Source organism: Amycolatopsis sp. NPDC034160, from assembly GCF_055575355.1.
The window spans coordinates 237449-250208 of sequence record NZ_JBVISU010000007.1; the positions used below are offsets into that span (position 1 = coordinate 237449).

6 protein-coding genes and 1 tRNA gene are annotated in these 12760 nt (G+C 67.7%); 4 read left to right on the forward strand and 3 right to left on the reverse strand.

Annotated elements, in window-relative coordinates; genetic code table 11:
* The first annotated feature begins 36 nt into the window (after positions 1-36).
* Positions 37-109 (forward strand) — tRNA-Ala (locus ACZ54P_RS17510).
* A gap of 76 nt (positions 110-185) precedes the next feature.
* Here the strand turns inward: ACZ54P_RS17510 and ACZ54P_RS17515 are convergent.
* Positions 186-1856: a hypothetical protein gene (locus tag ACZ54P_RS17515; protein ID WP_465462558.1), complete on the reverse strand. Its 1671-nt coding sequence runs from the start codon at positions 1854-1856 to the stop codon at positions 186-188.
* 332 nt (positions 1857-2188) lie between these two features.
* On the opposite strand from ACZ54P_RS17515, the gene ACZ54P_RS17520 reads away from it, so the two are divergent.
* Both ACZ54P_RS17520 and ACZ54P_RS17525 read left to right on the forward strand, forming a co-directional pair.
* Positions 2189-3388, forward strand: a complete 1200-nt coding sequence (locus ACZ54P_RS17520) for a cytochrome P450 (protein WP_465462559.1) — start codon at positions 2189-2191, stop codon at positions 3386-3388.
* 12 nt (positions 3389-3400) lie between these two features.
* Complete coding sequence (locus ACZ54P_RS17525; RefSeq protein WP_465462560.1) at positions 3401-4414, forward strand: methyltransferase; 1014 nt, start codon at positions 3401-3403, stop codon at positions 4412-4414.
* Positions 4415-4552: 138 nt separating this feature from the next.
* Here the strand turns inward: ACZ54P_RS17525 and ACZ54P_RS17530 are convergent, their stop codons facing one another.
* A complete protein-coding gene (locus tag ACZ54P_RS17530; protein WP_465462561.1) occupies positions 4553-9850 on the reverse strand; it encodes a type I polyketide synthase in 5298 nt (1765 codons plus the stop codon).
* A 254-nt stretch (positions 9851-10104) separates the two neighbouring features.
* Here ACZ54P_RS17530 and ACZ54P_RS17535 point away from each other — a divergent pair, with 254 nt between their 5' ends.
* Positions 10105-11757 (forward strand): (2,3-dihydroxybenzoyl)adenylate synthase, encoded by a 1653-nt coding sequence (locus tag ACZ54P_RS17535; RefSeq protein WP_465462562.1) that lies wholly within the window; start codon positions 10105-10107, stop codon positions 11755-11757.
* A gap of 572 nt (positions 11758-12329) precedes the next feature.
* Here ACZ54P_RS17535 and ACZ54P_RS17540 read toward each other — a convergent pair.
* The gene (locus ACZ54P_RS17540) at positions 12330-12746 is read right to left on the reverse strand and encodes an SgcJ/EcaC family oxidoreductase (protein ID WP_465462563.1); all 417 of its coding nucleotides are present in this window, start codon (positions 12744-12746) and stop codon (positions 12330-12332) included.
* Positions 12747-12760 lie beyond the last annotated feature (14 nt).

Sequence of the window (12760 nt, forward strand, 5' to 3'; positions counted from 1 at the left end):
GCTCATGGAGCTCCCAACGAGGGGCAAGCTTCACCAGGGGCTGTAGCGCAGTTGGTAGCGCGTCTCGTTCGCATCGAGAAGGTCAGGGGTTCGATTCCCCTCAGCTCCACAGCAGCTCAAAGGCCCTTCCCAGGAATATGGGAAAGGGCCTTTTTGCTATCCGTACAGCAGCAGGTCAGTGCCGATCAATAGCCGAGGGGATTAGGACTGTCCTCATAGGCCTTCTTCACGAGGTTGGCGAAGTTCTCATCCACTCCTGGCACGGAGACGTCCAGGCCCAACGAGCCGCCACCGGCCGTGGCAGCCCCGACCTTGCCCTTGAAATGGACCCGGCGGTCGTCGGTCTCGCTCAACCCGACCTCCGCCTCACCGCCCAGCCCGACCCATGCCTCCGGCTCGGCCTTGATGGTGACCGGCCCCAGGTTCCACTCGGCCGCCGGCAACGCGTTCGTCCATGCCACCTTGGTCCCGGCGCCGAGCTTGAAGCCCTCCTTCGGGGAAATCCCGGCTTCGAGGTTCGCGGAGAGACCGACCGATGTTCCCTGCTCACCGGACACCTCGACCGCGCCCACGTTCTCGTCCACCTCCGGACCGGTGCCGCGGTAGCCGACGAAACCCTCGGCGCTGCCCTTGATGCCGTCCTTGATCGAGATCCCGCCTTCGAGCTTGCCGTCCGCGCCGATGTTGTTCCTGCCGATCACCTGGCCGCTCGGGGTGACCACTTCGTTCCGCACGGCGTAGGCATAGCCCTTGTAGCCGCCGAAACCACCCTTGCCGTCCGGTTCGATCGCCTCGCCGTCAGCGTCCGGCCCCAGATCGACGAGACGCGGGCTCCGCTTGATGAGCTCCCACATCGTCCGGTCACAAGCCTCGGTGTCGCACACCCCCGGGAAGATCCTGATCGGCTTCGTTCCATCGCCGTCGTCATCGAACCAGCCCAGTCCCTTGGGTACGGCGAGGGCATTCATAGGCATCACCTGGGCAGTGCCCTTGGTGCCGGTAGTGCCGACGGGGACCACCTCGCCACGCTGAGGGGTGCCGAACTTCCCCTCCTTCTGAGCTTGCCGAGCCCTAGCCGGACTCTTCCGCGCCGCCTCACCTCTCTCCCGCTGCACGGCACCCTTCAGACTCTCCAGCGCACGTCCTTCCTCACCACGCTGTATGACACCGAATCTGAGTTCCTTCTGAGCTTGCCGAGCCCTAGCCGGACTCTTCCGCGCCGCCTCACCCCTCTCCCGCTGCACAGCACCCTTCAGACTCTCCAGCGCACGTCCTTCCTCACCACGCTGTATGACACCGAAATTGAGTTCCTTCTGAGCTTGCCTGGCACGCCCCGGATTCCGCTGCGCCTCCTCACCCCGCTGCTGCTGAGGAGTCAGGACGGTCTCACCACGCTGCGGCGAACCGAAGTCCTTCTCCTCCTGCTCCTGGCGAGCCCGACCCGGACTCCGCTGCGCTTGCTCATCCCGCTTGTGCTGGTCCTCGGCTTTCGGGTTCTTCTCGCTTTCCTGCTCCGCCCTCGGCTTCACGTCGGCTGAATCGAAGTTCTCCTTCTGCTCCTGCCGAGCCCGGCCCTGACTCTTCTTCGCCTCATCGCCCTTCGTCTTCCCGCTGGACTCCTGCCGCGGCTTCGGCTCGGCCTTCGGTTTCGCCTGCACCGGCTGGGAATCCTTGGCCTTCGCGGCTTTCGCCTTGTTCATCGCCACTTTTTCGGCGTTCTGCTGACTAGGCGACCCGCCCGGCTCGGTGGCCGCATGTGCCGCGGCGGCACCCAGCACACCGAAAACGACCGTCAGCACCCCGCCCGAAACGGAATACAGCACAGCCTGACGTAAAACGGTATTGGTGTGTTTCATCGTGATTCTCCGAACGTCGACGACGTCGGAATGGTGACCGGTAGGGGTACAGCGCCGGTACATCGCCGCGGCCGACCGGTATGGAATCCTCATGCCGGGTGATACCGAACCGACTCGCGCCGGACTGGTAGTCGGTGATCAACTGACGCCGTCAGCGGAAGAAGATCGAGATCACGGCCGTGCGGACACGGCAATCAGCGAGATGAGCCCGCACGGACCGCGATGTGACGATGAAGCCCGCAACGCGGCGGCGTACCGAAGAACGACAAGCCGTTGGACGAGACCGTCGAGGCGGTGGCCGACGCCGGGTTCTTACCTCTGAGGGCGGAAGAATGACGTCGACGCGACAAGAGCTCATCGACCGGCTCACCCGGCGATTCGATTACCACGATCCCGAGTACACCCCCGACATCGCGGAAATCGTCAACCGCGAGATCGGGAAGAACGAGGGTGTCACCTATTCCGAAGCGCATGGGGGCATGTGGATCCTGTCCCGTTACGAGCACATCAAGGCGGCCTTCAAAAACCACGAGACGTACAGTTCCGGCAGTGGCGTCTTCTTCCCCCGTGCGGCGGGGACGCCGAAATTCTCGCCGATCGACTTCGACCCGCCGGAGCACCGCGCTCGCCGCAAGCTGATGTCGCCGCCGCTGCAGCAGGAAAAAGTGCGGAACCTCGAATCCGCCGTCGTCGAACTCACCGCCCGCATGATCGAACCGATGGTCGATCGTGGACACGGGGATTTCACCGGAGAGGTGTCGAAGCCACTCGCGATCGGCGTGCTCGCGATCGCGCTCGGATTGTCGGAGTCGGCACAGCACCAGATCCGTGAACTCACCACCACGCTGTGGGCACGGCTTTCGAAGAACCCCGACATGACCGATTTCTGGTCGGAGTTCCGCCAGCTTGTCTCGGAAGAAGTCCGGCGGGCGACGGAAGAGCCGGGGGATTCCTACCTGTCGCGGTTGGCCGGGCTCGAAGTGAACGGCGAGCCGCTCGCCGAGGAAGCCCTTCAGTCGATCATCGTCTCGTATTGCATCGCCGGCCATGAGACCACGATGAACACGATCAGCCGGATGCTGTGGTATCTCGGCGGAAATCCCCATCTCCAGGAACGGCTCAAAGCCGAACCGGCGCTCATGCCGGTCGCGGCAGACGAGACCCTGCGCCGGTGGTGCCCCACCGATCGGTTCACCCGCGTCACCACCCGCGACGTGACGATCGCCGGGACCGCCATCCCTCGCGGCTCCCGGGTGGTCTTCCTCCTGGACGCGGCGAATCGTGATCCGGGGAAATTCCCCGACCCGGACACCTTTTCCCTCGACCGCGGGAATTCACACCAGCACCTCAGTTTCGGGTTCGGCATCCACCATTGCATGGGCGCGCACCTGGCGAGGCTGGAGCTCAGGACCGTCCTGGGCGAACTGGCGCGGCATCCCGTCTACCACCTCACCGCAGAACCGGCCCGCCACTTCGAAAACGGCAGGCACATCGTGTTCGAACAGGTCCCGGTCAAATTCGAAACCAGCTAAAAGGGGAAACAAGTGGAAACTCGACCCGCCCTCGACGGTCTGGTCCGGCTGACCAGTGGCCTGTGGGCTTCGCAGACGCTGGTCGCCGCCGAAGACCTCGGCCTGTTCACCTTCCTGTCCGGCGGGAGCGCGACCGCGGCCGAGGTCGCGGCGGGGACCGGGATCGCCGAACGACCGGCGGAGATCCTGCTCACCGCGTGCGCCGCACTCGACCTGCTGGAGACCGACAGCGGCCGCTTCCGCAACACGCCGGTCGCCGAGGCTTATCTGGTCAAGGGAAAACCTGACTACTTCGGCGACTACATCAGGATGCTCGGCCAGTACGCCAATCCCGGCTGGATGCGGGTCACCGACGTGGTCCGGGCGAACCGGCCGTCCAGGCTGCTTTCCGGTGAACAGCAGGAAATCTTCGAAGAGCAGGCGCGACCGAGGATCTTCTGGGACGGCCTGTACCCGCTTTCCGCCGGTACCGCCCGGGTGCTCGCGGCCGAGGTCGATTTCGGCGAGACGTCCAGCCTGCTCGACGTCGGCGGCGGAGGCGGCGCCTTCGCGATCGAATTGTGCCGGCGCTACCCCGATCTGCACACCACGATCTTCGACCTGCCCTTCGTCTGTGAGTACACAGTGGACAGGATCGAGGATTCGAAACTGTCCGATCGGATCAGTCTGCGCGCCGGTGACTTCCTTCAGGACGCGGAACTGCCGTCGGGGCACGACGCGATCCTGCTCTCCATGATCCTGCACGACTGGGACGAGGCCAGTAACGCCTCGCTGCTGGCCAAATGTCATCGGGCGCTGCCGAGCGGTGGGCGGCTGGTCGTGTCCGAGCTGCTGGTCGATGACGACAAGGCCGGTCCGGCCGACGCGGCGCTGATGAGCATGGCCATGCTGGTCGGAACCTGGGGACGCAACTACACGGCCGCCGAGTACCACGAATGGCTGAGTGCCGCGGGCTTCGAAGACATCCGCACGGTGCGATTCCGGGCGCCGGGGGCCAATGGGGCGATCACGGCCAGAAAGCCCTGACGAGCCTCACGTCACGAAGGGAGCCTCCCTCGCGTCATTCGCGAGGGAGGCTCCCTTCGTTGTGTCTCAAGACAAGTAGGTCCGTGAAGGCCCCTTCCCTCGACTGAGCCGAGGGAAGGGGCCTTCACGGCACCTGGATCAGGCGGCTTCGGGTTCCCGCAGAATCTCCGTGAGGTGCGCGGAGAGCGCGGCGACCGTCGGCTTCGCCCACAGGATCGTCGGCGGCAGGTCGAGCCCGAAACGGCGGCTCAACCGGACACGGAGACCGACGGTCATCACCGAGTCGACACCCAGTTCGACCAGCGGACGCCGGAGGTCGACGTCTTCGGCGGCCAGGTTCAGCTCGGCACCGACCTGTTCCCGGACCTCCTTGGTGATCAGCTCGTGAGCCTCCTCCTTCGGCAGGCTCGACCAGTCGACGTCCACCCCGTTGTCGGCTTCGCCCGCATCGGCGTCGATGGCGGCCAGATCCCGGAACATCGGTACCCGCGTGGTGCGCGCCGGCAGCGGCAGAACCCGCAGAACCGCCTGGTAAGGCGTGTCGTATCGCTCGGCGAACGCCCAGGCGCGGAACGCCTCGGACGCGGTGATCGCTTCGAGGCCGCGGGCGTTGGCCTCGAACATGGTGCTGGCGATGCTTTCCGACATCCCGACACCGAGCCACGACGTCCAGCCGATGCTGGTGGTCTCGGTGTGGCCGCCGGCGTTGCGGTGCGCGGCCAGCGCGTCGAGGAACGAGTTCGCCGCCGCGTAGGCGGTCTGCCCGGTGAGCCGGGCGAACTGGCCACAGGAGGAGAACAGGACGAAGAAGTCCAGCGTCCCCGGCGGGAACTGCCGGTGCAGCACCAACCCGCCTCGCGCCTTCGGGGCGAGCACGTCGCGCAGGCCGTCCAGGTCCACCTTGTCCATCAGTGCGTCGTTGACGACACCGGCGGCGTGGATGACGCCGCGAATGGGCGGGAGACCGTGTGCGGCCGGGTCGAGCGCCCTGGCGACGTCGCCTTCGTCGGTGATGTCCACCGAGACGGCGCGGACCGTGACCCCAGCCGCCTCGAGGGAGAGCACACTGTCGATCTGGTGCCTCGTCTGCGGGTCCGTGACGCCTTCCCATTCCGCGCGGGGCGGCAGTCCGCGCCGTCCCGCCAGCAGGAGGCGACGGGCACCGCGGTCGGCGAGCCACTGCGCGACTTCGAGACCGAGACCGCCGAGACCGCCGGTGATCAGGTAGGTGCCGGTGGCCCGGCATTGGAGGCTCGCTCCGTCGGACGGCCGCTCGATGGTGGTCAAGCGGGCGACCTCGGTGGCGCCGCCGGTCAGCGAAATGACGTCTTCGGTGCCGCCCGCGTGCCGGAGCAGCTCGAGCAGCCGGTCGGCGGTGTCCTCGCCCACCTCGTCGACATCGATCGCGCCACCCCACAGTTCCGGGCGTTCACCGGCGGCGATCCGCGCGATACCCCAGAGCGGCCCGTGCGCGAGCGCTGCCTCGTCCCCGGCCTCGCGCACGCCACGCGAAAGCGCCCAGACCTGCTGCGCCGGGAACTCCTCGCCGGCGATCGACGCGATCTCGCTGATCCGCTGAACGGTCCGGATCACCGCCCAGCTCGCCCGTTCGGTCGCGGTTTCGAGTGTCTCACCTTCGCGGATGAGCGAGGGCGCGACCACGACCGCACCCGGCTCCGACAGCAGCTGCTCGCCGAAATCGGCGGTGCAGTCGCAGTCCCGCGGCTGGTCGACGTGCGGATTCGGCTCGCAGACCCGCGCCGTCGGCACGCCGAGCGCTTCGAACCGCGCGGCGAGGGTACCGGTCAGCGAGGGGTCGCCGACCAGGAGGATCTGCCGGAGGTCATGGCTGGTTTCCGGGAGCTCCAACGCTTTCCACGCGATCTCGTGGACGAGGTCCCGCGGGCCCGCCGCGGCGGCGCCGAGATGTTCCACCGCCGCGAACCGCAGTCCGGTGACCTCGCAGACGATCCGGCCGGTCTCGTCGGCGACCAGCACGTCGGTGGTGTCCCGCGGGGAACGCGGCGACCGGCGGCTGTGCACGACGATCTTCGCGGGCGGGACGCCGTCGAAGACGACCTTTTCGATCGACCTCGACATCCACAGCACCGGGGCGTCCTCGGGGGTCACCACGACCGCGCTGATGGTCAGCGCGCCGTCGATCACGTGCGCCCAGCTGGCCGCGTGCGGGGCGTCCGGCTCGATGGTCATCACGGCGAGCTGTTCGGAGTCCGTGCGGCGCAGTTCGTCGAGGTCCCACGGGAACGCGTAACCACCGACACCCATCCGGCGGAACATCGTGTCGACCTTCTCCCACGACCACTCCGGCAGCCGGTCACGAAGATCCGCGGTGTCGATCGTGCCTTCGGTGACGCGCACGCCGGGTTCGACCGCGGCCGTGGTGTGGGTGATCCACTCGTGTTCCTCACCGGCGCCGCCGTCTTCGGCGAGGCGGGTGGAAAGCCGGAGGGTGTTCTCCGAAGACACGATCTGCACGACCCGCGGCGGGACGACGGAAAGCGGTGTGCGCAGCACGATGTCGGTGATCGCCGCCTGTTTGCCGTCGCGGACCGCCGCTTCGGCGAACGTGTTGATGATCGACGCCGCCGGCGTGATCTCGACCCCGACCACCTCGTGGCTGAGCGGATACGGACGGCAGTCCATGTCCAGATAGGTCTGCCACACCACCCTCGCGGGCGAGCCGCTGACGGCCATCTTCCCGCCGAGGAGGCTGTGCTTCTCCGGATCGTGCCCGCCGCCGACGCCACTCGACCCGACGGCCTCGTCGCCGAAGATCCAATAAGGACGGTGCTGCCAGGCCACGGGAGGAAGGGCGAGCAGCGGGGCGTCCGGATGCTCGGCCGTCCAGTCGAAGTCCGCGCCTTCGCAGTGCAGCTCGGCGAAGTTCGTCAGCAGGGTGCTGACCTCGTCCTGGTTGCGCCGCATGGTGAAGGCGACCTTCGCCTCCTCGGCACCGAGGTGGTCGAGCGTCTCCTTGATCGAGTGGGTGACCACGGGATGTGACGACACTTCGAGGAACAACCGGTAGCCGTCCTCGATCGCCGCCGTCACGGCCTCCGCGCAGCGGACCGGCTGCCGGAGATTCGCCACCCAGTAGTCGGTGTCACGGGGAGCCGTCGACCGGGTGTCGGTGAGCGCCGTGCTGTAGAGCGGCACGGCGGGGGTGCGCGGGGTCAGCTCAGCGGCCGCGGCGGCCACGTCCGCGACGACCTCGTCGACGTGCGCGCTGTGGAAGGCGATGTCCGTGTCGACCGTCCAGATCCCGATCCCGTCCGCCTTCCATTCCCCGGCGATCAGTTCGACCTCGGCGTGGTCGCCGGAGACGACGGTCGAGCCGGGGCTGGCGGAAATGGCGGCTTCGACACCGGCGCGTCCGGCCAGCCGCCGCTCGACCTCGTCGAACGCCAGACCCGCCATGGCCATCCCGCCCCGACCGGCGAGCGGCTGCAGTGCCGCCGCTCGGCGGCAGACGAACCGGGCCGCTTCCTGGACATCCAACGCGCCCGCCACGACCGCGGCCGCGATCTCGCCGACGGAATGGCCGAGCACCGCGGCCGGCTCGGCGCCGTGGCGGCGCCAGACCGCGGCGAGACCGATCTGGATCGCGAAGGTCATCGCCTGGACGTGTGAGGCGCTCCACGGCCCACCGTCCACAATGGCCTCACGTGGGGTCCAGCCGAGTTCGGCGCGGAACACGTCGGCGAGGGAGTCGATCGCTTCGGCGAAAACGGGCTCCTCGACGAGCAGCTGCCTGCCCATGCCGGACCACTGCGCGCCGTGCCCGGAGAACACCCAGACGACCTTGCCGTCCGCGGCCGACGGCACCCGTCCCTTGACGACACCGGGCGCGGGCCGTCCGTCGGCGAGCGCGCGCAACCGCTCCGCGAGTTCGGTGGTGGAATCCGCCACGACCGCCGCGCGCTGCGCGAGGTGGGAACGCCGCCGGGAGAGCGTGCTCCCGACCGCGGCGAGGGAGACACCGGGGTTCGCGGCCAGCCAATCCGCCGTGGTCGCGGCGAGCGCCCGCACTCCCCCGTCGGAAGCCGCGGACAGCGGGAACACCGACGTGCCCAGTTCCGCGGTGGCACCCTTCAGCGCCTCGGGCACGGCGACGGGGGCCTCCTTCAGGATCACGTGGGCGATGGACCCACCGACGCCATAGCTGGAAACACCGGCGATACGCGGCTGTTCGCCACGCGGCCAGGCCTGGCGGCCGTCCACCAGCCGCAGCCCGGAACCGGCCCAGTCGAAATCGGGGTTCGGCTCGTCGTGCAGGCTCGGCGGGATTTCTTCGTTGCGCAGGGCGAGAATCGCCTTGATCACCCCGGCGATCCCGGAGCCCGCCTCGACATGCCCGATGTTCGGCTTCACCGAACCGATCAGGCAAGGATCGTCGATCCTGTTCGCGCCGCCGAACACCGCCGCCAGCGCGAGGGCCTCCTCCCGGTCCCCGACCGGGGTACCGGTGCCGTGGGCCTCGACGTAGCCGACCGACTCCGGCGCGATCCCGGCCCGGCGGTAGGCCTGGCGCAACATGTGTTCCTGCGCTTCACCGTTCGGCGCCATCATGCCGTCGGACTTGCCGTCCTGGAACACTCCGCTGCCCGCCACGATCGCCAGCACCTCGTCACCGTCGCGGCGCGCGTCCGACAGTCGTTTGAGCACGACGACACCGGCACCTTCGCCACGGCCGTATCCGTCGGCGTTCTTGTCGAACGCCTTGGACTTCCCGTCCGGTGCCAGCGCCCCGGCGGCTTCGAGCGCGATGTTGAGCGTGGGGCTCGCCATGATGTTGACGCCGCCGACGATCGCGACCGGCGTTTCGCCGATCCGCAGGCTCTGGCAGGCGAGGTGCAACGCGGTGAGCGAGCCCGCGCACGCGGTGTCGACGGCGAGGCTCGGACCGCGCAGGTCGAGGAAATACGAGATGCGGTTGGCGATGCCGTAGTAAGTCGTGCCGTTGACCGCGTAGGCGCCTGTGCGGCCGACGTCTTCCAGCAGCCGTCGCCCGTAGTCGTTGGAATTCGCGGCGACGAAGACGCCGGTTTCCGAACCGCGCAGGAGATGCGGCGGCAGCCCGGCGGTGACCAGCGCCTCCCAAGCCAGCTCCAGCACGATGCGCTGCTGCGGATCGAGGAAATCGGCTTCACGCGGGGAAATACCGAAGAAGTCGGCGTCGAATCCCTCGATGTCGTCGAGGAATGCGCCCTTGCGGGTGGTCTTCCGGAGGATGTTGGTCGCCTGTGGACTGGCCGCCGCGTAAGACGACCATCTTTTCTCCGGCATCTCGCGCACGGAATCGCGTCCGTCGACAAGGAACTCCCACAACCTGTCCGGAGAGTCGAGGTCAGGGGCGAACCGGCAGCTCATGCCGACGACGGCCACCGCGTCTGTGAATTGCACGTCCTGGCTCAAGTCCCTGCTCCTCTTCGCAATACGACCCGGTCACGTTGGCGTCGCCTGCGGAGCGCGGGCTCGTTCGCCACAGCCGGGAACTCCGACCAGGCCATCTTTTGCCGCCGTCGTCCGCACTGGCATCTCCTGCTTTGCCTGCACGCCCATGGCGCGGCCGGCAGGTGGACTCCTCGCATTCGAGAAGAGGGTCTGAGCAGGTCAGGGCACTTATCGTTCGGTCAAATCGAGTCGCCGCAAGCGTATGGAGGACCGGCATGCCACACAGAAGTGCCGAAGGAACCGTTCCCTGGCCGCCGGATTTCGCCGCCAGGTACGTCTCGCACGGCTATTGGGAAGGCCGGTCACTCGCTTCGTTCCTGCGATCGGCGGCCACCGCGACGCCGGACGCGGTCTGCCTGGTCGACCGCGGTCTGCGGCTGACCTATCGCGAACTGCTGTCCCTCGCGGACGGCGCGGCCGCGAGAATGCGCGAGCTGGGGCTGCGCCCGGACGACCGGGTGGTGCTCCAGTTGCCGAACTGCTGGGAGTTCGTCGTCACGATGGTGGCGTGCCTCCGGCTCGGCGTCCTCCCGGTGCTGGCGTTGCAGGGCCACCGGAAACAGGAGATCGCGACGGTCACCGAACACGCCGGCGCGCGGGCGATCATCACCTCCGGTGTGGTCAAGGGGTTCGATCACCAGGCGCTGGCTCACGAGGTCGCCAGTGAATCGGAGACCTGTGAACACGTCCTGGTGACCGCGGACGAACTTGAGGAAGGAAGTCTGAACCTCCGGGCGTTCCTGCGTCCGCTTGAGGACGAGGTCTTCGAACCCGCGGAGCCGGACGGCACGGACGTCGCGCTCTTCCTGCTGTCCGGCGGGACCACCGGCGCACCGAAACTCATCGCCCGCACCCACAACGACTTCGCCTACCTCGTCAAGCGGGCCGCGGAGATCTGCGGAATCGGGCGCGACACGGTCTATCTGGCGGTCCTGCCGCTCGGACACGGTTTCCCGATGACCTGGGTGCTCGCCTCGCTGTTCGCCGGCGGCAGAGTGGTCGTCACCGGTTCGCCGACCCCCAAGCGGAATTTTCCGCTGATCGAAGCGGAGGGCGTGACGATGACCTCGCTCGTCCCGGCGATCGCCCAGCGCTGGCTTGAGCACCGGGCCGTCGACTCCACCCACGAGCTCGGCTCACTCGAACTGATGCAGGTGTCCGGGTCCCGGATCCCGGACGAGATCGCGAGCCGGGTCGGCCCCGTGCTCGGCTGCACGCTGCAGAACGGCTACGGGATGGGCGAAGGGCTGATGTGCCTCACCCGCCCGGGAGATCCGGCCGAGGTCATCTGCCGGACGCAAGGCAGACCGATCTGCCCCGGCGACGAGCTGATGCTGCTCGGGGAAGACGGGGAACCGGTCGCCGACGGCGAGCCGGGCATCCTGTTCACCCGTGGCCCGTACACCATCCGCGGCTATTACCGGGCGGAAGAGCGGAACGCGACGGCCTTCCGGAACGGCTGGTACAACACCGGCGACATCGTGCGCATGCGGCCGGACGGGAACCTCGTCGTCGAGGGACGGGAGAAGGACGTCATCAACCGCGGCGGCGAGAAGATCTCCGCCGAGGAGATCGAAAACTTCGCCTATCGGGCCGGGGTGGGTCTCGCCGCGGCGGTCGCCATGCCGGACCCGGACCTCGGCGAGCGGATCTGCCTCTACAGCACCGGGAAGCGACTCGACCTCGGCCGGTTGCGCGAGATGATGGAAGCCGCGGGCGTGGCGACGTTCAAGTTTCCCGAGCGGCTGGTCCACGCCGCGTCGCTGCCGATGACGGCGGTCGGGAAGGTCGACAAGAAAGCGCTGCGCGCCGATATCGCGGCCCGGATCGAAGCCGAGCGAGTGCAGGCCGAACGACGGGCGAGCTGAAGAAAGGGAGCGTCCCCGCGCGGATGGCGAGGACGCTCCCTGACCGGGTGGGTGCGGTTCCGTCGTCGTTCGTCCATAACGGAATCGGGAGACTCAACGTCCCCCTTCCTTTATGGACGTGGGCATTCCGATGACGACTGGCCCGCGCGACATGAGGACGCCAGGACATCCGGCGCTCCGGTGCCCTCGCTCGCGCCATCATGTACTGAGGAAGGTGGAAGGTTGAGTTCCCACCTTGAGCGTCAGGGTCCCGGCAAAGTCGGGATATGGCGATTTCTGGACGCCGATCGGGCTCTCCCCGCGCCTGTCCTGCGCGAGGGAGACGGTTCAGCGGGTGCCGCGACGACGGAAGGTCGGCCACGACTTCCGGCTGACTCCGAGTGGGGGCGATTCCGGACGTTCAACGGCCGGAATCTTCCCCGCTCATCCACGTCGGCCTCCAAGACGCCGGGATCGACGGTGAAGGAAGCAGGACACTCAACGTCCCGATTCCTTCACCGTCGCGACCTCGCCACACCCCGATCAGGATCGACCCGCTCTCGACAAGCACGAATCGGGCACCCGCTCGTCAATCACTTGTCGCGCGGGGTGTTCTGGTAGGCGGCGAGGCGCCATTCGCCGCCGTCGCGGACGACGGTCCACGAAGCACGGATCGCGTTGTGGTCGGCGACCTCGGACTCTCCCTTGTACAGCACGCCGCCCTGCGTCAGGAGTACCGCGGAGTCAGGCGAAAGGAACCGCAGGCTGAGCGGCTTCCCCGTGACCTGCGTGTCCTTGTAGTTGGTGGCGTAGGCGTCCTTGAGGAACTTCCGGATCGCTTCCCGGCCGTCGGCGTAGCTGCCGGCGAGGATCATCGTGCCGTCCTCGGTGAAGACGTCGGCGAAGGCGTCCGCGTCGTGATACGCCCAGGCGGCGATCACCTTCTGCGTGAGCGCCGCGATGGCTGCCTTGTCCGCGTCGGTGACCTTGACGGTTTCAGTGGTCGTCATCAGGACTCTTCCCT

What these genes read in the sequence shown, in the direction of transcription:
- ACZ54P_RS17515 (WP_465462558.1), bottom strand. Translation starts at nt 1,856, where the DNA reads ATGAAACACACCAATACCGTTTTACGTCAGGCTGTGCTGTATTCCGTT.
- ACZ54P_RS17520 (WP_465462559.1), top strand. Translation starts at nt 2,189, where the DNA reads ATGACGTCGACGCGACAAGAGCTCATCGACCGGCTCACCCGGCGATTC.
- ACZ54P_RS17535 (WP_465462562.1), top strand. Translation starts at nt 10,105, where the DNA reads ATGCCACACAGAAGTGCCGAAGGAACCGTTCCCTGGCCGCCGGATTTC.
- ACZ54P_RS17540 (WP_465462563.1), bottom strand. Translation starts at nt 12,746, where the DNA reads ATGACGACCACTGAAACCGTCAAGGTCACCGACGCGGACAAGGCAGCC.